This is a genomic window from Albimonas donghaensis (assembly GCF_900106695.1).
GTDB classification, from domain to species: domain Bacteria; phylum Pseudomonadota; class Alphaproteobacteria; order Rhodobacterales; family Rhodobacteraceae; genus Albimonas; species Albimonas donghaensis.
In genome coordinates, this window is record NZ_FNMZ01000006.1 from 178,727 (window position 1) to 200,089 (window position 21,363).

The following is a 21,363-nucleotide window of genomic DNA, read 5'->3' on the forward strand; positions in this document are numbered from 1 at the left end:
GGCGACGGTCCCGAGCCCATGGGGGAACTCGGAATGTCCATTGCCACGACCTACGACTACGATCGGATCAGCGACGACGACCCCGTGCTCGTGAGCGGCGCCGGCCTTAGCGGGCCGCAGATCGCGTTTCTGAGCGGCGGCGCCTTCGCGCTGGCCTGGTCGGAGGCCGGGCAGGCCCGCCTCCAGGTCCACGAAGCCGACCTGACCGCCCGCTACGCCGCGCCCAAGACCCCGGGGACGGAGCTTGACGGCGACCACCTGCTGGGCTCGGACGTGTCGCTGGATGTCTACCAGGGGACCGACAACATCACGGTCGCCTGGCGAGAGACCCACGCCAGCGAACCCGCGGGCGTGCAGTCGGTCAGCTACCAGGCGTCGAGCGGGGCGCGGCTGACCCATGGCAATGAGCGGATCTTCCCCAATTCGGCGTCGGCGACCGATGTCAGCTACGAATCCGGCTCGTTCTTCGCGGGGAGCGACTACCACTTCGTCACGGGCATGGAGGGCGGCCGTCCGCAACTGCGGATCCACCTGCTCGACTTCGCGACCGGGGCGCCGTTCGAGATCGAGGCCATCGTTCCGACCCGCAATTTCGGCGGCGACATCTATTCCAGCCCGGTTTCGGCCTATGACGAGGAGCGCCGCGAAGTCGGCCTCGCCTGGGTGCGGGAGGCCTCCGACGGGACCGTGACGGTCAACGCGCGGACCTACTATCGCAACAGCAACGCCAACTGGATCAGCGACACCGTGGGCCTGACGCTCGACGGCGTCGCGGGCGGCGCGGAGGCTTCCCCCAGCATCGCGGCGGGGCCGAACGGCTTCCTCGTCGCCTATGTCTCCGACATCAACGAAATCAGCGCGGTCTGGGTGGATCGCAGCGGGTTCGGGACCGCCTTCGTGGTGTCGGGCGCGGGCGACGCCGACAGGGCCAAGACGAACCCGGTGGTGGAGATCCTGCCCTCGGGCCACGCGGTGATCAGCTGGACCGAGCTGTTCTCGGGCGCGGACACCGACGTCTATTCCCGCGTGCTGCTGGTGGACGAGACCACCCGGTCGCTGACGGCGATCTCCGACATCGCGGCGCAGGGCTATTCCGGCGGGGCGGATGGGGAGAACGCGCTGAGCTTCGACGACAGCGGCGCGGTGCGTCATGTCTGGACCTCGGAGACGGGCGGAACCGTCGAGATCATGTCCGAGCTCTGGCAGCTGACCGCCCGCCACGGGCCCGCGGTCAGCATCTTTGACCCGACCCCGCACGAATACCGCGACGGCGCCCCGCTGAGCGGCATCCGCGATATCGTCACGGCGGGGACGGGGAACGACCTGATCGAGACCTCGGGCGGGGTCGACCGGCTCTATGCCGGCGGTGGCGACGACCGTGTGGTGATCCTCGCGGCCGAACACCTGGTGGACGACCTGCTGCTGAGCGGGGACGAAGACAGCGGGACGGGCGACGGCGACGTGCTGGAGATCGCGGGCGCGGCGGCGGCGGGCGACTACGACCTGCGCGGCGTTCTCGTCGCGGACTTCGAGACGCTGCGCTTCGGCGAGCCGGGCGGCCCGGCGCCGAGCGACGTGACGCTCCGCATGAGATACGCCCAGGCCGTTACGCTGTCGAATGCGGGGATGGTCATCGAGGACGGCGGAACCGGCTCCCGGGTCGCCATCCATCTCGACGCCCTCAACCCCGACGGCGATCTGCGGAACATCGCCGTCGATCCCGCCGCGCCCCCGCTGCTGGAGCTGGCGGGCGACGGCGGCGCCAATGACATGACCGGAACCGCGCGCGCCGACGTGCTGCGCACCGGCGCCGCCGGGGGCGGGACGGACACGGTCGCGGGCCTCGGCGGCGCGGACGAGATCATCCTGGGTTCGGGCGTGCAGCACGTGGTGGGGAGCGTGGCCGACCATGACGGCGACGTGATCCGCGACCTGAACCTGGGCGACGAGATCCGGATCCAGGGGACCGCGCTCACCGGCTACGGCGTGACCTTCGCGGATGTCGCGGACGGGGTCGAGGTCACGCTGGACGAAGACGACGACGGGACGCCGGAGGCGCGCCTGCTGCTCACCGGCTCGGTCGTCGCGACGGCGATGACGGTGGAGCGCACGGCCGCGGACGCGCTGCGCCTGGTCGCCGCCCCGCCGCCGGAGGCCCGGAACGACGACCTGGACCTGATCCGCGAGGACGAGGTCCAGGTCTTCGACCTGTTCGCCGACAATGGCGAGGGCGAGGACACGGGCCGCGGCGACAGCCTGCGCGCGGTGAGCCTGGATCTGGAATACGGGGACGGCGACCCCTTCACCCTGGTCGCAGACGGGCCGGCCTTCACCGCGCCGTCGGGCACGATCTATTCGCTGAGCAGCCTGGGGATGCTGACCGTCGACGTGCGCGACGGCTTCCAGTCGCTGCGCAACACCGACCTGAGCTATCTCGGCGGCGAGTACACCGTCATGGACGACACCGGCCGCAGCGCGACCGGCGTTTTCGACCTGCGGGTCCAGGGCCGGTCCGACCCGGTGCAGGTCCGCGACGACGCCTTCGTGGTGAACGGGGGCGGGATCCATGAGTTCCGGGTGCTCGACGACAACGGCTCGGGCGCCGACGTCTTCATCGACGGCGCGCTGGGCCATATCGACGCCCGCGTGACGGACGACACGTTCGGCCTGTTCGTGGAGCCCACGACCTCCGAGCCATATCTGCGCTATGCGATGGACGCCGGCTACTGGGCGCTGGGGGCGGGCGAGCAGGCGGTGACCACGGCCTATTACTCCGTCACCACAGACGGCTACCAGGCGACCAGCGAGGAAGCGGAGATCACCATCACCCTCAACGGGGTGAACGACGCGGTCATCGCCAATTACGACCAGCTCACCGTGGCGGGTCGCGGCACGTATAACGGCAACCTGGTCACCGGGCGCAATCCCACGGGCAACGCCGACACGATCCGCGAAGACACCGACCGGGACGTCAACGACGTCCTGCGCGTCATCGCGATCAACGGCGAGGCGGCGGCTGTCGACACCGCGATCACGCTCGATGACAGCAGCCGGGTGCGGATCAAGGACACGGGCGAATTCTGGGTCGTGGCCTCGGACGTCTACGCCGAGATGCGGGTCGGAACCTATTTCGAGCAGCACCTGGACTACACGGTGTCGGACGGCAAGGGCTCCACCGGCCGGGAAACCTTCACGATCCGGCTGGAAGGGCTCAACCAGTCGCCGGTTCTGGTCAACGACCTTGTCGAGGCGCGCGACGGACAGCTGATCTCGCTCAACGTGTTCGACGACAACGGCGGCGGCGGGCCCGACCAAGACCCCGAGGGCGGGCCGCTGGTCGTCACCAGCCTCGACGGCGACGACCTGGGCGCGGACGGCACGCATGTGACGACCTTCTCGACGGCGATCGGCGATGTGCGGGTGCGGCTTAACGATGACGGCCGGATGTGGATCGATACCGACGGCATCGACGACGCCGCCACGCCGGACGACGAGGCGAGCCTGAATTTCGCCTACGAAGCCCGGGACGAACATGGCGACAGCACGCTGGCCCGCGTCTACCTCACCCTGCGCGGGCACGACGAGGCGCCCGAGCCGGAGGACGACCGCTTCACCCTCTACGAGGGGGACGCCGCCGTCGCCATCAACCTGCTCGCCAACGACGTGGACCCGGACGCGACCGCGGGCGGCTTGCGGATCGCGTCCTTCGACGGCCGCGACGCCGACGCTCCGGCGCATGACTACGGGCGCTTCTCGATCGAGGTGGGGACCGGCGAGCTCCTCCACATCAGTCTTGACGAAAACCGGTCCCTGAAGGCCGGCGAGGAGATGGAGTTCGACTTCGACTACGAGGTGGCCGACGCCTACGCCACCCGCAGCGCCACCTTGAGCCTGACGCTGATCGGCGAAGACGATGCGCCGACCGTGGCGCAGACCCCGACGCTGGTCGCGCAGCAGGGCCGGACCGTCGGCTTCGACCTGGAGGAGCTGTTCGGGATCGAGGACCTCGACGGCGACCCCATCGTGGTGGACAGCTTCCTGTCCGCCCCCGGCGGGGTCGACGTCGCCCATGACCTCCCCGGCATGACCGTGCGGATGAAGCCCGACGGGCTGTTCTACATGCGCGCCGACAGCGCCGCGGACTACGCCTTGCCCGCGGGGTCGCTGGAGCCGACGACGCTGAGCTTCTCGCTCGCCGGATCGGAGGAGGTCATTTTCTTCGACGTCGCGCTGGAGGGGGGGCAGTCCGCGCCCGAGGCCGGCGACGACGACTATGACGTGAGCCCCGGCGGCCTGTTCTCCGCGGTCGACCTGCTGGACAACGACGGCGACTTCGACGGCGATCCGTTGACCATCTCGGCGGTGAACGGGCAGGCCGCGCGGGTCGGCGAGGGCTTCGACCTGCCCGAGGGCGGCCGCCTGCGGGTGATGGAGGACGGCCGCTTCTGGTTCGATCCCGACGGCGATTTCGACGACCTGGACGGCTATGCGGCGGATGTGGGGTTCACCTACACCGTCTCGGACGGAATGGGCGGGACCGACGTCGGGCAGGTATCGCTGACCGTGCAGGACAACAGCGCCCCGACGGCGGTCTCCGACGTGGTCGTGGCCACCATCGACCGCACCCACTCCCGCAACATCCTCGAGGACGCGCCGGGTTCGAGCGGCGCGGATACCGACCCCGACGGTCACGACATCCATGTCAGCGGCCTGTGGCTCAGCGACGGCACGTCGGCGCCTGTGGGCGCCAGCTTCGACCTGCCCACGGGCGGGCGGATGCGGGTCAACCCCAACGGCGACATGTGGTTCGTGCCGGAAGACGACTACGACTATCTGGCCCCGGGCGAAGCCGTGCTCCAGTACTTCACCTACATGATCTCCGACGACCGCGGCGGCTTCGACGGCACGGCGCTCGACCTGCTGATCACCAACGACGACCGCGCGCCGGTGGCGGTCGACGACCTGTTCGAAACCCCGTCCCAGGGCACGCGCAAGTTCAACGTGCTGACCGGCGACGGCTCAGGCCCCGATTCCGACCCGGATGGCGACGCGCTTCAGATCGTTGCGGTGGACGGCGATCCGGGGGCGGTCGACCAGGCGATCTCGGGCGATTTCGGCCGCTACCGGCTGAAAGCCAACGGCGATCTCTATTTCGTCCCCGAGGACGCCTTCGACGACCTCGCCCCCGGCGAGTCCGTGCGGGTGGACCTGGGAACCTACCGCATCTCCGACGGGCGAGGCGGGTTTGACGAGGCGACTTTCTCGGTCAACGTCTCCGGACCGCCCGTGCCGCCGGCGGCGCAGGACGACCATTTCGACGTGCGGCCGGGCGCGACCTTCGCCAGCGACGTGTTCGCGGACAACGGCTTTGGCGAGGACAGCGACCCGGGCGGTCCGGGCTTCACGGTATCGAGCTTCGAGGGCTCGGCCGACAATGTGGGCGAACGCGTGGACCTCGCGGATGGCGGGGCGGTGCGATTGCTGGCGGACGGGCGGTTCTGGTTCGTGTCCGACGGGGATTTCGCGGACCTGATCCCGGGGGAGAGCCGCCAGACCTCGTTCTCCTACGCCATCGCCAACGCCGCCGGGGGGACGGATGCGGCGGTGGCGACCTTCACGGTGACGGCGCCCAACGCGGCGCCGGTGGCGAATGACGACGAGTTCGTCGTCAATCCGACCGCGACCTTCTCCCGCTCCGTCTTCGATGACAACGGCCATGGCGCGGACAGCGATCCGGAGGGGCAGGCGCTCACGGTTTCGAGCGTCCTCGGCTCGGCGGCCAATGTGGGCGAACGCGTGGATCTGCCGGGTGGCGGCGCGGTGCGACTTCTTCTGGACGGACGGTTCTGGTTTGTTCCGGACGGGGATTTTGACGGCCTCGCGGCTGGGGAGTCCTTCCCGACGGGGTTCGACTACGCGATCTCGGACGGTCATGGGGGTGAGGACGCCGCCTATGCCTCGTTCACCGTGCAGGCGCCGGAGACGCTGGTGTGACAGGCCCGCGCGCCGGCGAGTTCCCCGGCGCGCGGGCCCCATGGCGGGTCCGGCAGGGAACTGCCGGCATCGCATCGCGTCTGTGTCCGGCCTTCGATTGGGATGTTCGCTGGAACGCAACGACCCCCCGCGATGGTATCGCGGGGGGTCGATGTGTATCACTGGTTGCGGGGGCTCGAACACACCGAGAGCGAAAGAGGGCATTCGCCATCGCGGTGTAGATCGTGGGTCGTAGCCGACGCAGCCTCCAACGTGCCGCCAGACTGGTCGTGCCGCGGTAAATACCGGCATGGATCAATCACGTCAGACCTCTCGATTTTGGATAGTCTTGCTCGCACTGGGCACGCTCATCGCGACAGCAGGGATCGTCTGCTATGCACTGCTCCACCCTGGAGCCCTGTTGTCCGGGCTCGACGCGGGCTTCGCTTACCAGCGCTGCATGACGGAGATTGAGAAGCGCATCGAGGCAGGTGATCTCGCGAGCTTCGAAGCCCAGCAGTTTCGCTACGACCCCCATGGCCTCACAGGCATCCGGCTGCTGATCGAGATCGAGCACCCGGACGGGACCGGTTCGACGTTCTACTCGGGGTGCACGTTCAGATGAGACGGGCTCGCCGTTCAAACCTCGATTCCGGTCATCGCGGCCACCGCTGCCTGCACCTAGGCATAAAGCTCCACCTTCATCTCGCCAGCGTCGATCTCCACGATCACCGTTAAACGGGCAGGACGATCGCGCAACCCGTTCTTCCCGGACTCTTTCGACCAGCCTCAAACGGTGTGTGGGGCGATATGGCTTTCATGGGCGAGGCCGGATACGGGGCAATGCATGGGTTCAGTTCACCGAGTGACTCGCAATCAGGAACCCCGCTATAGGTTTGGCTATCCTGCAGAGCATAGCTGACCTAAGGAATGTGATCGAACTATGCCATCGACGCTAGACTAGAGCGCGCAACGCGCCCGCTATCTAGATTTCCCAACGCAGAACACTAAAATGACTTGCTACTATCCAGGCTGCGATGCTCCAGGAACGACGAAGGAGCACATTCCGCCGAAATCATTTTTCCCCGACGATGAGCGCGATCAACTTCTCACTGTAAGGTCATGCGAAAAGCATAACAATCGCAAATCAAAAGATGATCTATACGTTCTCGCTCAAATATGCCTAAACGCATCCCCGCACAATCGTGCGCGCGAGATATTTGAACTTAGAGTCAAGCCGCAGCTTGGATTCAACAATGGCGCACTTCGAAAGCGCCTCGCGAAAGGCTCTGTCATAAACACGGATGGCTCTGTGGGTTATAGAGTTCAGGTTTCGAGATTAGATGACTTTTTTGATCACCTTTGCTTCGGTCTCATCTTCAAGGCCTGCAAAGCGTCCCTGCCAAAGCGCTACAAAATTCGCCACATCTACCATTCCCTGTCCGGAACTGCAGACCTGCGCGAGTTGCAGCTTCAGAATGAGCTATTGAGATTTTATAGCGCCCCGCTTCCTGAAATTCTCGACTTTGGGACGCCGGGAACGGTCAATACCAAAATATATAGGGCGAGAATTACAGGGGTTCCTCATTTTCAGTCCAGCATAACAATTACCCACACGTTTTTCGGAAAATTCTTGGTGACATCGATGCTCTCCAACATCATTGGAAACGAGCAAGGCAATAACCGTCAAAACAAGCCAGACGCCCCCACCTAGAACCCACCCGATCTTCTGACACGCCCCCCACCCCAGATGGCAACACGCAATCCAGTAACAATTATCTCCGCTCTCAATTTTCACTCCATCCGGAAGGGGTGTCGGCAAGTAGCGCCACCCCAAGACTTCTCATTCGCTCGCCTGATGGCGCTTCAGCAGATTGGCGCACATACCAACGAATGAAGCGCTCTACTTCATCGGAGATCACCTCGTCCACTTGGCTGAACTGGACGCGCTGATCAACGATCCTAAAACTATCACCCCATCCACGGACCTTTCTATCGACTGCCACCAAGGCCTGGGCGAACCGTGGCTCGGCTCGCCGAGGCAGCTTTGTGGAGCGACCTATGTCACGGCGAGCCTTGGAGAGATCACCTCGAACCTCTTGTATGAGCCTCTGCTTCGCATCCCTCGATACACCAACTTGGCAACCTCGGAAGTGGAACGACAGAAAATCAAAACCATCGGCGGAGTCGCCAAAAGACGCCTTCGCCCCGCCTCGCCGCGGGGTGTGCGCTTCTAGCCCGAGACCATTGAGAATTTTCAAGCCCCGCTCCCAGGCTTTGTTCACCGCTCTCTGATTTGGTCCTAAGATCACGAAGTCGTCGATGTATCTGACCATCGTGATGCCGCGGTCGTTCAGTGCAGCATCGAATTCCGCGAGAACCACGTTGGCGCAAAAGGCTGACAGCGACGACCCCTGCGGCACACCAATTTCACCATCGGGGAATAGGCTCAGCCATTCCCTGACGAGTGGGTCATCGGCATTCTCCAGTTCAACCCTTAGGCCACGGACGATCAGATCGGCGAACTGATCTTCGCGCGTCTGCGCCCTGACGAACTCGATCACCTGGCCCGTCGGGACCCGGGTAAAGAAATCGCGGATATCCGACCTGATGAAATGACGCCCGCCACCTTCCACCGCTCCTTGAATCAGACGGACCGCTGATTGGGCCCCTCGGCCCGGTATCCCGCCAACAGAGGTTGGCGTTCGGAGCGTCTCGGGGATTGCACCCAGTCGCGACTTGAGGCTGGGGGACTCGCTTTGGAGCGTGTCTAGAATGGCACGCTGAACGATCCGGTTCATCACTGGCGACACCACGATGGGTCGCGGGTCTTTCCCACTGCGGGTCTTGAGGACACCTTTCTGAAGACTGAATTCGAAGGTTCCTGCCCGCAATGCCTCATGGAGGGCTCGGATAGAACGAGCCGGATTCTGCTCGATGCGGGCGGCATCTTCCGCCGTCTTTCGGTTTTTTGAGTAGAGTGCCTTGGTGCGGACTGCAATCCAAGCCGACCAGAGGGTCTGAAACTTCCTCACATTGAGTGTCAGCTTCGCCGATGTGCCGCGTGTTCGGTCGGAGTCCATCATTGCCGCGGCCAACTCCGACCCTTCACGCTCGGCGTCCCTCGGAGCGTGACGACCAGCCGAGACTGGCCTCCACGACGATCCGCACGTCACCGGCAAGACCGGCTCGGTGCCCGGCTTCCGCGCCCACCACGTCCGAGGACCTGGGGCCGAGGCCGAGAAGGGCCGTGGTCAGCACCGCAATCGCGGTGAGAACCAGAGCCGCCCGGGGGCGGCGAGTGGTGTGGTCGGGTCGCATGTTCTCAGTCTCCACCATAGCAGGTTTTTGACCACGTCAAGCGCTCCCGGCCCCCGGCCCCCCGCCTGATAAATTGCCCTATCCGCCATGTGACATGCATTCAGGTGCACCGCGGCCATGGCGTTAAAGGCGGCGAAGGGTCGGCGTCCCTCGGAGCGTGACGACCAGCCGAGACTGGCCTCCACGACGATCCGCACGTCACCGGCAAGACCGGCTCGGTGCCCGGCTTCCGCGCCCACCACGTCCGAGGACCTGGGGCCGAGGCCGAGAAGGAGCCTTGACGTAAGCGCAAGCCCATTCATTTTCAAGACCAAACAGCGTCCCTGATCGAAGCTCAGGCGGGAGCGAGGCCGCTGCATCTCCCAGCAGCGACCTAGACTCGACCGAACCTCCGGTTGCGCAAGCCCCTCTCCTCCCCCAACTTGGGCAATTATGTCCGCTCGATGAATCCGAGGACGAGAAATGTGTAATGCCCACAACCATCATCCAAAATGTAATTGCGGGTGGGGCGGAGGCGTTGGCGCGGGCGGGTTTGGACGCGGGCTCTTTCTTCGTCGTGCAGCGCCTATTGAGACCCCCGCCATACGCGCCCGGCTACCCGCGGACGTTCCAGGATTCGAGTGGCATAGCCGATATCGGCAAACTTGGGAGTCATTCACCGATCCAAACGCATCCTGTCCCGTTTGCGGCGCGGCGGTCTTCTTCTATCAAAGTCGGCACGGCGGACGTGTCTACTTCGACGAATTGGGACCACCCTGGCCGAAACATCCCTGCACAGACACGCGGGGATTGACATACTCAGAGACAAAACTCGGGGGAGCATCGAACAAAATCGAGCCGTCGATCCCAACGAGGTTCGATGGAATGAATGAGTGGACCCCGATACTCGTGCGAGACGTCATACAAAATCCGAGCGCAGATATTTTCGAAGTCAGCAATCGATCTGGGCGATGGCACCGAGCATTAATCGAACTTCCGTCAGGTGATTTTCTGGACAGGCCGATTTTCTGGCGACCTACGGAAAATCAGTTTCTGGCTGAAATTTCTTCTTTCGAAAGCCACCCGGACAGCGAATTTGAGCCCATCTACCAAACAATCCCGCTTTGGATTGACGAAATCGATACCGCACGGCGACTACTCACCCAAGCACCGCTTTCACATCCCGCAGCGCTCGAAAAGCAGCTTCGGTTCCTCTACCACTTCAACCAACTTCCGGGAAGGGAGAGTCGTCTCGCTGACCCGGTCAGAAAATCGCTGCGGGAAATACTAAAAATCTCACGCGCAGGCTACAGCTTGGCAAACGTTGCGCTTCTTGTTCTTCATCTCAAATTTGGCCGCATCGAGTCGAGTTCAAAGCACCAAGATCGGCTTGCTCAGACCATTCAATATCTCAGATCAGAGAGATACTTTATCGATGTCCCGGACATCCGGTTCCAACCATTTCGACATGACCTATCCAGATATGTTCCCAAGCTAAGACTCCCACGCTCGGTCAATACTCGATCCTGATTAATGCCTTCCACACTTAAGACTTGGTCGCGGCCTAGCTCTCGAATACGGTCGTTTTCGATAATCAAATCGGGTCCTGACCGACACACCAAATCACTGAGCCGAACCAGTCTCAATATCCTCTCTTAAAACCCAGCACTGATCCCAGTATGTTCAGATGAGTTTCAAGAATCGAGAGGACCGGAATGCTGATTGGGTATGCTCGTGTGTCGACCAGGGACCAGTCTCTCGATGGTCAACTTGACGCCCTCCACAGGGCGGGATGCGAGAGGGTATTCTCGGATGTCGCATCGGGTGCCCGCGATGATCGTCCGGTTCTTCAGGAAGCCCTGGCCTATGCCCGCCCCGGGGATGTGATGGTCTGTTTCAAGCTGGACCGGGTGGCCCGCTCCCTACCGCATCTGACCAATCTGGTCGCCGATCTTAACCAGAGACGAGTTGGGCTGAAGAGCCTGACCGAAGAGATCGACACCGGCACCCCGGGCGGGAAACTGGTGTTCCACATCTTCGGGGCCATCGCCGAGTTTGAACGGGACCTGATCCGTGAGCGAACCCGGGTCGGGCTGGACGCCGCCAGGAAACGAGGACGGTTTGGGGGTCGTCCCGTGAAGATGACCGGAGAGAAGATCGCCGCGGCACGGAGCCTGCTGGAGGATGGGCGTCCGGCCACCGAGGTCGCGACCGTCTTAGGGGTTTCCGTGGCCACCCTATACCGTCACTGTCCCGCCCGCCGGGATGTGGCCCCGGCGGGGTGATGCTCGTGTGATGTGGGTCAGATGGCCAAACTGATACCCACGGAGGTCCCTACATAGACGCGGGTCGGTTCGGGCACGTCCGCAGACTTGTAGGTAAGCTCCCGAGTGACGCGCCGTGGCTTCGGTCTGTGCGTGTCGTCGCTGCGGTGAACTTCGACCTTGCAGTAGCCGTGCAAGTTCTCAAGCCACCCCTCGTTCAGGAACATTAATGTTTCTTCGTGAGTATACCATTCCTGAGCATACCCAGACTCGTAGGAGAACGTCAGTTTGTCGAACCCGGTATCGTGGAGAAATATCGCCAACTGACGGACAGCATGATCACGGTCTAGTTCATCGGGGACCGACGACACCGGCACCTGAGGACCAAGAACGGTTGTTCTGAGATTCCGATTCAGGTTGCTTGGGACCATTTTCACCCTTCCGGAATTGAGAGCACCTATCGATGGGCTGGACTTGGACACATATTTCACCAACTTCAAAAGGTTTCCCAGAACGGTCTTGTTTTTATCGAATGGCCTCAAATGAACTCGCCGCCAGCCATTTGCCGGAAAGGTTTTCTTAAGAGCCGCCTTCAGTGGGGCCACATCCACGGCCCGAACAAGGAGGTGGCTGCTGAGCACCCATCCACCTGCATCGTCCACCTCCCAGCCGAGGTCTCCGGCGGCCTTGCTGAGTGTCTTTCGTTTTATGAAGTCCTCGCCGGAACGAAGGTCGGGCTCGAACGTGCCGAACATGACGATGCCACGTTGGCTATTGGTCATGGCCTCGCCGATCTTCTCCATCGACAGACGGGCGTCACCGATTTGCTTGGCCAGCGTTTCCAGGTCGGGGGCGAAGTCCATTACCACTGTGAGGAAATAGAGTTGGTTCCGAACCTCTGGAAAGAAATACCGGGTGGCCCCGGTCATGAGATTCAGCCCATGGACCTGCCGGGCGAGGGGGCAGAGGATGCTATCGTATCCGGAGCGCCTCGGATCGCCGCTGAACATCTCGCTCAGGTCGCGGGCTCGGCTATGATGCGGGTCGCGGTTCAGTGCATTGAGGGTGTGCTTGAATATCTTCAGGTCTTTGACAAGGAACTCGCTCTGAAGAATCCCCTCGCAATCGCTTCTGATCCGGTTCTTGAACGACTCCGAGAAGGGTCCGCGGACACCCAAGGCCCGTTCGACCTTTCCGTCCGTCGCTGAAAGCCTCTGCTCGTAGATCGCCTGAAGGTTAGGGGTAACGCATAGATCACCCTTCTTCTTTTTTTCCATGATTAATCTCCTGTCTGCGGAAATGAGCGTGTCTCTCCCCCGCAGATAGGTAGCTCCGACGTCAGGGGCGACGGCGGCACCCTGAATCTTTTTCTTTGGCTAGAGGTCGGATTGCCTCGCCACCTTGATGTCCAGCGACTTCGTGCTTTTCTGAACGCTGATCAGAGGTGATGGAACTCGTCGGTCACGCCCCCGGTTACCACTGCACATACACCCCCATGGTCTCGCCGGTATCGTCGATCTCACAGGTCATGGTCCGGGTATTCCGACCGCCGAACCCGTTCCGGGCGCTGACCTCGAACATGTAGGCCCACCGGTTCGGATCGGTGCGGTGCTCCCGGGTCGTGGGAGGCCACGAGAATTCTCCCGAACTGGGTTCTCTCAACCCGGCACGGACCTGCGTCTGGCAGGCTTCATACCCGGGATATAGCACGAAGTTGATCAGCCCGGTGACAATCCCCCCGAACAGCAGCCAGACCAGGACCAGCAGCGACCCTCCGGTCATCAGCAGCACGATGATCGCGAAACATCCCTGCACGCAGCCCGCGGGCTGATCGTCTTCCGAAGCGTTCGTCACGCCTTTTCCCCTCGATCATTCTCGCTGAGCTTTGGCTCGACCTGAACCAGGTCTCCCGCGGTGACCTCTCCACGTGTCACCTTGATGATCGCCGCCATTAGGCCGCGCCGCGGCACCACGCGCCCGTTCACCACCCGGGAGATGGTGGCGGGAGTCGTGCCGACGCTTTCGGCGAAGCGCACCGCTGGAACCCCATTCATCCGCAACCAATCGCCTAGCTTCATGATTTGCGAATTGCGGTTTTCGTAACGATTCGTCAATCCCTTCGAGTTCTTCTCGAAGCCGCGTCGGGGCTGGCGGAGAATTACATTTTATGCAATCCGACTCTCATGGCTGACGCACCCTCCAGAGCCCGGATCGCCTCCACCCTTCGCAAGGCGAGGGAAGCTCGCGGCATGTCGCTGGACGAGGCGGCCCGGCATCTCGGGATTTCGACCGCATCGCTCTCCCGGATGGAAACCGCGGTCTCCGGCGTCGCCGCGGATCGGATCGAGGTGCTGGCCAGACTCTATCAGGTCAAGATTCAGGATATCTTCGAAGGACAACTCACCGGGATGCCCGGGATGGTCGATCAGGACCGGATGCATGAGGCGGTCCTGCTGGTGCTGGAGACCGCCCGAACGATGCGGGTCAAACCCTCTCCGGCGAAGGTCGCGGACCTGGTCGTGCAGGTCTACCGTCGGGAGGTCGAACGTCTCCTGGCCGATCCCGGTGCCGCGGTCAGCTTCTCTCCGGCCCAGCACGACGAGTTTGTCCGAACCGCTCTTCGCCCCTAGCGATCACCTGCGTCGGCCACCGCCACCGCTGCTGCCGGGGAGATCATGCAGAAACCGAATGCATTCGCGAAGGCTCTCCACGCCCTGAGGAGTCCACCCATCCCGGTTCATTGCCTGAACCTCGGTCCGGGCATTCACCGCAGCGCTCCCAACCCGTGCATCGATCCGCCGGGTCTCCGCCTGATGTTGGTCGATGAAGTCTTGGCCATGCGCCACGATGAAGTGGCCGAACGCGCCCACTGCTCCCGCAAGGTCGTCGTGACTGAGGGGAATCGCCCCTCGCTGAGCCGCTGGATCGGCGGCGGAAAGCGCGACGGCGCACAGGGTCGCCTTGACGAAATCATCCTCGCTGATCTCCTCGGAACATCCCGAGAGAGCCATCAGGACCGCCGCGAGTAGCGAGTTGAACCGAGCAGGTCGCTGAACGGAACCTCGCGGATATCCGGCGGGACCCCATCCAAACCAATCCCGGAGGCCGATCATCGGCGGAGGGCCTGTTCGCACAGCGCAAGCCACCGACCGTCCCGCAGCGCCGCACCCAAAGCGTCCGGATTTTGATATGCGACCTGCACGGATTCACGGAGGAAACTCCACAGCCGAGCATCGAGATTATAGGCGGATTCGATGACGCTCTCCGCAGCCGAGAGCGGCAACCCCTGCTGGCCATAGCCGATCGCGGCTTCCACCGCGGGTTGGTAGGCGCTGCACATGCTGCGTCCGATCTGTGCGAGCACCACCGACCCCTCTTCGGCACCCGCGGGTCCCGCCGCCATCACCACCACCACCACGCAAATCATCCAACGCATGACCCCTCCCACGCAAAACCCACAACCGGATCGACACTCAGTTCAATATTTACGTATTGCGGATTTCGCAAGATTCTCCCTGTCATCCGCGTCACCGACAGGCACATCCTGCAACGACCACGATCATTGAATAGGATCGGCGCACGAGGGCGTCGACGGGAACCGGATGTTCGCCGCGCAGGGCCTGGACTATGGCTAGGGAGGGAAAGTTGACTGACGGCACCGCGACGTGGCTCGCCGGGAACGAATGGCTGCAGTCGCGCTGGGCAGGGATGACGAACCAGCAGAAGCTGGTCTGGACCGCAAGGCGAACACCCTCTCTCCGAGCCCTGCATCGTGAGAGCGGGTCTCTGGGGGTCTCCCGACTCGGCCAAAGGGCGGTGGATCGCCTAGCGACCCTTGATGATGAGGCCGACGAGCACTGACACCCCCGTCGGCCCACTCAGTGCCAGTCCAATGCGTGGCGGCGGCACCGGGACGCCCCCGATGCCGCCGCTGTTCAGCTTCTGATGCGATGAACCTCAGGAGGCAGTCACCCCTTCCGTGATGACGATGGCAGGGCCGCCATTCCACTCAGAGTCCCTAGGATAAACCCGAGCTTCGCTGCAGCCCATCTCGACCACCTCGACCGACGTGGGGCGGACGACGACTTCATGGTCATAAGCGAAGACCGTGAAGACGTCGGACTTGCGCACGGTCGCCCGGATCACGAGGGGATCGCCTCCGTTCCGGAACGCGAACCACCGAGCCACGCCCTCATGGGTGGTGAAGGACATGCCCTTCGCGGCGATGTCCAGATCAATGTCCGAAACCCCGCGCCACACGACGAACTCGTCCGGCAAGGCGTCGAAGAAATCCCGATCCCGTTCGTCTCCGTCTTCGCCGTTCGACAAAAGCTCCCGAGGACTCTCGATCTGCGTCGGTCGCATCCGACGAGCGAATTCGAGAGCCCACTGGTTCGTGTTGGCCGGGACAGTTCCCGCGGACTCGTGGCTGCGAGTCAGCCCGTCCTTCCACACTCCCCAGCACGCCCGCCGCATGGCAGCGGCATGCAGGGGGTTGCTGCGCCGTCCCGGCAACTTTGCGAAGTCGAGCAGCGGCAGGTGGGCGTTATGGATAGACCCATCCCTACCTGCGGTGTGGATCATGATCTCCCGGATGTCCCGGTAAATCTGATCCGAATCGAGCCGCGGCGAGTAGGCATTCAACCTGAGCGCCGCCTCCCGGGCCTCCTGAGCATTGGTGTATCGTGCGAGATCGCTGAGCGCTCGCTGCTGCGTCATAGTGAAAGACATTTTAGTTTCCTCGTTGTAACAGATTCGACGGCAACCAGTATACTTTCGGGCAAACGTAAGTCACCGCAGGTGCATCTTAGCATATATATTGCATCTTGTAAAGCTTTTTTCGAAAATTTTTTTGCCATCCGCCCTCTGTCCGAATTTTTCATTGTAAAATTGATAATGTGATTGGCGAGCGAGGCTGTCTCGCGTGGCATCTGCCGTGTTCCGGTTGGAAATCAAAATACAAATCAAATTCGTAATCGTGCGCATCGCTAGCGCTCGGGTGACTCCCACAAAGCCGAGCCTGGGCAAGTCCCGATACGCGCGGTGCATCAATACGGAACCTGTCGAAAACGTATCGTCCCCGACAGACCAGGTCGCTCGCGCAATTTATCGCTAGATCGAAGACATCGTTGCACCTACATGGCCATAACCACGAGGGCTTGACCAACTAGGACTTTGAAAATGGAAATTTACATATCCGACGACTCCTGCTTCTCCTCCCGCAGTCGCGCAATTAGGGATGCGAGACTCAAAGCCACTGACGGAGGGATCGACCGCGTCCTCGGGAAGGGCAAACGGTTTGCCCCGGGATTCAAGAGGATGGCGCGAGGCGACCACGAGGGAATCCTGCAATTGCCTTATCTGCGGCATGACCTTGAGGCGCTGAGGAGAATTCTCAATGCGCTGGACAGGGACCCCCGGCATGCAGGGGCCGATGATCTGATCAAGATGTTCAAAGACAACCCGAGTGTGAATGGATACGACTCCATCCTCTGCCCCATCGCACGACAGGTCCGCTGCCTAGACCTCCAGACGGGTGCCATTCGGTATTTCTACCCGGAAGTCCGAGGCCAGCTTTCCCTCGTGACGATCATCATGGGGTTCGCCGAGAGCCTCGACGCCCTCGAAATCAAACTGGCCGAGGCCAGATCGTCCATGGACCAGATCGCAAAGGTTGTGACGAAGGCCGGTCGGGGCCTCGTAGCGTTCGGGGCGTTCGAACCGGACCTGAGGAGCGAAAGTGAATTAAACGAGAGGCGGGACCTCGCCAGGGCGAAGGCCGAGCTTGGCTGGGATGTCGACCTGATGAGCGACGAGGAATGGGCGTTCTTCGCGCCCTTCGTGATCGAGACCGGTGCTAAGCGGGGCCGTCCCCCGAAAGATCACCGCCAGGTTCTGGACTACGAGTTCTGGATCGCCCGAACCGTCTCGGCCTGGCTGGACCTGCCGGACAGCTTCGGTCCCTGGGCCTCAGTCTACCGCCAGTTCCGACGATGGGCCCTGGCCGGGGTCTGGGACCTGATCCTGGAGGCCCTGATTGAGGCCGACGGACCGCCCGCCCGCGTCCTGCTTGCCCAAAAACGCCCCCGATAGTGTCCATCATCCCTTCAAGGACACTATCGACACTTCAGCAGACCCGGCAGAGCAGCGAGGCCGGACGCTTACAAATCACCCCTGGTCGAACTGCTCGATCCGATCCAGCCCATGCGTCCCTAGCCCGGACCGTCGGGCGCGCCCTGATGCATGATCCGGGCTAGTCACCGGCTACAAAGTGCTCCACATCAAAACCTAACAACCGGATACCGCGAATGGAGCGATTATTGAATGGAGGACGTTTGGCGTCTCCCCAACCGAGTAACTCCATGACACAGGCTTCACCGAACCCGCTGAGCTTATAGCTGCCGTATACGCAGTCATAGGCACGCTCAATCGCATCGCCGGAGCCTGCCAGGAGATAGCGAACTGTTCGCACTACGGCCTCGAGCGTGTTTTCCTTCTGGAAGTCGATGCGCAGCCTTTCGAGGCCGGTCAGGTTCTCCCCGATATCCTTGGAAACAAAGCGCAAGCGTTCCAAAAAGGCGTGGCAGCCTGTCAGGTGTCGAAAAAGATCGTCAAAACTTAATTGTTCCAACTCGCTCGGATCGCAGAGGAAAGTCCGTATGTTCGCGATGTTTTCGATCTCTTTAGATGCTTGATACATATCGCTTTTCGCAATGTCTTTTTCGGATTGCCAGACCTGCACGTATTCGGCAATCCGCGCTGCCCGATCCTTCGGATCGTTGAGCAGCGACGTCTCACGCCAACCACCGCCGCTGCCTTGTGTTAGACGCAGCCATCCGAGGAATCTTCCCATTTCGATCTGGGGGTCCTGGCCTGCATATTCTGGTCGACCAAAGCCATGCTGTTGGGCGACTTCGAGAACTTCGTGGTGCGCAGGCACCAAGACTTCGTCATATTTCCTGCGAAACGTTTGGATGAATGTGCGCTCTTTAGATTTTTTTTCGCTGCCAACGACGACGCTCTTGGGGGCAGCAGGCTTCACGAATTTGTGGATGAATTTCTCGAAGGCGTCCTCATCTTGGGGTTTTTCCTTCGATTTGAACGCCTTTTCATATTCACGGAGCACTTCTTCGTTCAAAACGTCTGCGTCGCTCCACAAGTCGTCAAACAGGCCAGGCAGCGAGTGGAAAGCCTCATCCCGACCCTGCCTTAATAGAATTGAAAGTTCCCGATTTGATTTAAGGCCGCTATCAGTGAGGTTGGCAGACCCAATAAGCGCGATATCGTCGACGATATACAGCTTCATATGGAACCTGGCGGCGGTGAAATACCGGGTTTTGACCCGTGGGTTCTCAAGGGCTTTCCTAAGTGCATCCGGTGTTGTGATCGGAGAAAACCGGACGATCAGACGAACATCACACCCTTTGTCGGTCAGAGCCCTGATGGGATCATTTGTCGTGAAGAACGGCGCAGCCAGCAGCCCCGATCTGGGGTGCGGTCCTGTGTTCATAAAAAAATTGATGGTGAACCCCGTTGCGCCCGTGTTTGCGTATAATTCTGAAAGCGCCATTGCCGAGCCTATCCATTTGTATGTGAAATATTGCGGCTATCCAAATGAAACACCTCAGGACCAGGAGCCGCCTTCTATCGGGTCTAAAATGGCGCTTCCCGCTGATCGATCGGGATTTTTTGAGGCAGGCTCCCGAACTACGCTGCGCTAGGAATGGACGGAAGCTCAGGGCCGATCAAGCTCATTTCAGCCAACACCCCGAAAGTCTGAAAGGTCCGCTGAGCTTGCCAGCGCTGGGTCGTGGCCTTCGCAGCAGCCGCGAACGGCAGCTATCGGGTGCGTCAATGTCGACTCACGCGGCACGCCAACGTCTGCATGGGGACGAAAGTGACCTTTCAGGGTAGAAGCTCGCGGATTTCGTGCGCGGCGTCCAGGTATGTTCGGGCAGGACCAGAGCGCTCCTGTGAAACTCCTCGACGCGCCGGAGGACCGTATCGCGAACTTCGCCCCCCCCCCAACGGCACCGCCCCCCCTTTCCCCCGGTGGTGACGCGGTGACGGGGGTTCTATATCTTTGAATTCGAGAGATTCTGGCGTCCGCGTTGGACCAATCAGCCACCCCACGTCCCGGCGGGATCACCCCTGATCGAACTGCTCGATCCGATCTATCCCATGCGTTCCTAGCCTGATCAGACCAAGCCGACCGGCCTGCAGATGGAGTTGGTCAAGCTGGTCCCGATGATCCCAGACCCATTCCCGTCGACCGTGGGGGCTCATCCGGTTCCATCGGGTTTCGATCCACGGATGCTGATCAAACCGGTTATCTTGGGCGATCTGCTCGATCTGGCGGAGCAGATCATCGGTTCGCATCTGGCCCAGTCGGTCCAGTGCTCCCGCGGTGACCCGCATCCGAACCCACCTGGTCGAGCCAAAGCCCAGGATGGTCAGCAGAGGAACGATCACCCCCATTTGGATCAGATCGATCCGGGTGAGTGCGGGAAGATCAGCCATGATGATCTCCCCAAGGAGGTCGATCAAACCGAGGATCGACCAGAGCAGGACCATCCCCAGCAGGACCCCGAGGCCCGCACTGAACCACCTCAGCAGGGGTCTTTGATGGAACCACCCGAGGAGCAGACCCGCGAGAAGGGGAAGAACCAAGATCACCATGGGGAAACCGCCGTTGAATGAATCAAAGAATCCCGAGGGCCGATGCCGTCGGAGTTGGACCGGATCATGATGGGGGATCGGGCCAATCGATCAGGGTTCGAGGGGAAGCATTCGTGATCGCAAAGATATGGAACCCCCGTCACCCTGGTTACCGCGTCACCCCTCGGGAACCGGTTCCATCTCGGGTAGCTCCCGATACCATTGCTCGACCGCTTGCCCGAGCAGTTCCCCCAAGGGGATTCCGGAGGTCTCTTTGACCTCCCGCAATCGGTCCAAAGCCCGCTCGGGAATTCTTCGAACCGTCCACTTCTCCACCATATGCATATGCGTCCTCCTATGGGTCAGGAGTATTTATGCGTCGTAATGGATGATATCCACAGAATCTAGACCAGATGTAGAGTCCGTTAAACCTTCATTTGTCGGACGCCACTTTGGACTCCACAAATTAGACTGATACCGATATCAGATGTGTTCGTAAAACCCGTGCGATTCACTTCAGTCCGTCTGGGGTTTCCGCACAGCCATTTCCGCACATCCGATCCGGGAGGCTCCGATAGCCAAGAAGCTCGCCTATGTCCGCACCAGCACGCTGGATCAGACCAACGGGCTTCAGGCCCAGATCGACGCGATCCTCCGGCATGACCCGCAGGTGGATCGCAGGGACATCTATATCGAACAGATAGCCGGAGCCCTCAGCGCCGCGCGACGTCCCCGACTGACCGCGCTGCTGGACCAGCTTGAGCCCGGCGACATCATCTATGCGCATAAGATCGATCGGGTCGGACGGAGCACCCTGGACCTGCTGACGATCGTCGAACGGGTCCGTGCCAAAAATGCCAAACTCGTCTCGATCAGCGATGGCATCGACACCGGGTCCGGCGTCGTGGCGGAGGTGTTTCTGGCGGTTCTCGGCGCGGTGGCCAGCTACGAACGCGCCCTGATCTCGGAGCGAACCCGGAATTCCCTGAACGTGCTGAAGGCACGTGGAGTCCAACTGGGTCGCCCCCGGAAGATCACCCCCGCGATGGTTCGGCAGGTGAAGACCCTGCATGTGGACCCTGAGCTTTCCGTCGCCGAGGTCTGCTCCTCCTTGGGAATCTCGAGAACGTCGTATTACACTGCCCTGCGCCAGCCCAACTGACCGGAC

At 61.7% G+C, this 21,363-nt stretch carries 16 protein-coding genes and 1 pseudogene; 9 read left to right on the top strand and 8 right to left on the bottom strand.

All coding sequences use genetic code 11. The features are described from left to right. The first annotated feature begins 33 nt into the window (after positions 1–33). From BLV24_RS16155 to BLV24_RS16165, 3 genes are all read left to right on the top strand, one after another. A complete protein-coding gene (locus tag BLV24_RS16155; protein ID WP_092683649.1) occupies positions 34–5,994 on the top strand; it encodes a cadherin-like domain-containing protein in 5,961 nt (1,986 codons plus the stop codon). A 328-nt stretch (positions 5,995–6,322) separates the two neighbouring features. Further along, on the top strand, positions 6,323–6,598 hold the full coding sequence (locus tag BLV24_RS16160; RefSeq protein ID WP_092683651.1) for a hypothetical protein: 276 nt from the start codon (positions 6,323–6,325) through the stop codon (positions 6,596–6,598). Between the two features lie 387 nt (positions 6,599–6,985). After that, entirely contained in the window at positions 6,986–7,687 is a 702-nt protein-coding gene (locus tag BLV24_RS16165) for a hypothetical protein (protein WP_092683653.1), read from the top strand. A 73-nt stretch (positions 7,688–7,760) separates the two neighbouring features. On the opposite strand, the gene BLV24_RS16170 is transcribed toward BLV24_RS16165, so the two are convergent. Beyond that, positions 7,761–9,059 carry a reverse transcriptase domain-containing protein gene (locus BLV24_RS16170; RefSeq protein ID WP_092683655.1) on the bottom strand — a complete coding sequence of 433 codons (1,299 nt, stop codon included), beginning with the start codon at positions 9,057–9,059 and terminating at the stop codon, positions 7,761–7,763. A gap of 1,099 nt (positions 9,060–10,158) precedes the next feature. Between BLV24_RS16170 and BLV24_RS22065 the strand changes: the two genes are divergently transcribed. Both BLV24_RS22065 and BLV24_RS16185 read left to right on the top strand, forming a co-directional pair. Beyond that, positions 10,159–10,803: a hypothetical protein gene (locus BLV24_RS22065; RefSeq protein WP_176954780.1), complete on the top strand. Its 645-nt coding sequence runs from the start codon at positions 10,159–10,161 to the stop codon at positions 10,801–10,803. Positions 10,804–10,988: 185 nt separating this feature from the next. Continuing rightward, positions 10,989–11,558, top strand: coding sequence for a recombinase family protein (locus BLV24_RS16185; protein ID WP_092683661.1), 570 nt, complete (start codon positions 10,989–10,991; stop codon positions 11,556–11,558). 17 nt (positions 11,559–11,575) lie between these two features. Here the strand turns inward: BLV24_RS16185 and BLV24_RS16190 are convergent, their stop codons facing one another. The 3 genes from BLV24_RS16190 to BLV24_RS16200 form a co-directional block, all read right to left on the bottom strand. Next, on the bottom strand, positions 11,576–12,814 hold the full coding sequence (locus tag BLV24_RS16190; RefSeq protein WP_092683663.1) for a hypothetical protein: 1,239 nt from the start codon (positions 12,812–12,814) through the stop codon (positions 11,576–11,578). 196 nt (positions 12,815–13,010) lie between these two features. Further along, positions 13,011–13,391 (bottom strand): hypothetical protein, encoded by a 381-nt coding sequence (locus BLV24_RS16195; protein WP_092683665.1) that lies wholly within the window; start codon positions 13,389–13,391, stop codon positions 13,011–13,013. Further along, positions 13,388–13,651, bottom strand: coding sequence for a helix-turn-helix domain-containing protein (locus BLV24_RS16200; protein ID WP_218133448.1), 264 nt, complete (start codon positions 13,649–13,651; stop codon positions 13,388–13,390). Before BLV24_RS16200 ends, BLV24_RS16195 begins: the two co-directional genes overlap by 4 nt. Before the next feature lie 69 nt (positions 13,652–13,720). On the opposite strand from BLV24_RS16200, the gene BLV24_RS16205 reads away from it, so the two are divergent. Both BLV24_RS16205 and BLV24_RS21695 read left to right on the top strand, forming a co-directional pair. Continuing rightward, a complete protein-coding gene (locus BLV24_RS16205; RefSeq protein WP_092683669.1) occupies positions 13,721–14,167 on the top strand; it encodes a helix-turn-helix domain-containing protein in 447 nt (148 codons plus the stop codon). Between the two features lie 45 nt (positions 14,168–14,212). Continuing rightward, on the top strand, positions 14,213–14,566 hold the full coding sequence (locus BLV24_RS21695) for a hypothetical protein (protein ID WP_143040335.1): 354 nt from the start codon (positions 14,213–14,215) through the stop codon (positions 14,564–14,566). 80 nt (positions 14,567–14,646) lie between these two features. Here the strand turns inward: BLV24_RS21695 and BLV24_RS16215 are convergent, their stop codons facing one another. Both BLV24_RS16215 and BLV24_RS16220 read right to left on the bottom strand, forming a co-directional pair. Continuing rightward, positions 14,647–14,973 carry a hypothetical protein gene (locus BLV24_RS16215; protein WP_092683673.1) on the bottom strand — a complete coding sequence of 109 codons (327 nt, stop codon included), beginning with the start codon at positions 14,971–14,973 and terminating at the stop codon, positions 14,647–14,649. Between the two features lie 521 nt (positions 14,974–15,494). Continuing rightward, positions 15,495–16,268, bottom strand: coding sequence for a hypothetical protein (locus BLV24_RS16220; protein WP_092683675.1), 774 nt, complete (start codon positions 16,266–16,268; stop codon positions 15,495–15,497). Positions 16,269–17,342: 1,074 nt separating this feature from the next. Between BLV24_RS16220 and BLV24_RS22640 the strand changes: the two are divergent. Further along, positions 17,343–17,582, top strand: a pseudogene (locus BLV24_RS22640) (transposase); the annotation flags it as partial. 208 nt (positions 17,583–17,790) lie between these two features. On the opposite strand, the gene BLV24_RS16230 reads toward BLV24_RS22640, so the two are convergent. Then, entirely contained in the window at positions 17,791–19,107 is a 1,317-nt protein-coding gene (locus BLV24_RS16230) for a phospholipase D-like domain-containing protein (protein WP_092683679.1), read from the bottom strand. A 575-nt stretch (positions 19,108–19,682) separates the two neighbouring features. Further along, a complete protein-coding gene (locus tag BLV24_RS16235) occupies positions 19,683–20,216 on the bottom strand; it encodes a hypothetical protein (RefSeq protein ID WP_092683681.1) in 534 nt (177 codons plus the stop codon). 553 nt (positions 20,217–20,769) lie between these two features. On the opposite strand from BLV24_RS16235, the gene BLV24_RS16240 reads away from it, so the two are divergent. Continuing rightward, positions 20,770–21,357: a recombinase family protein gene (locus BLV24_RS16240; RefSeq protein WP_281242933.1), complete on the top strand. Its 588-nt coding sequence runs from the start codon at positions 20,770–20,772 to the stop codon at positions 21,355–21,357. Positions 21,358–21,363 lie beyond the last annotated feature (6 nt).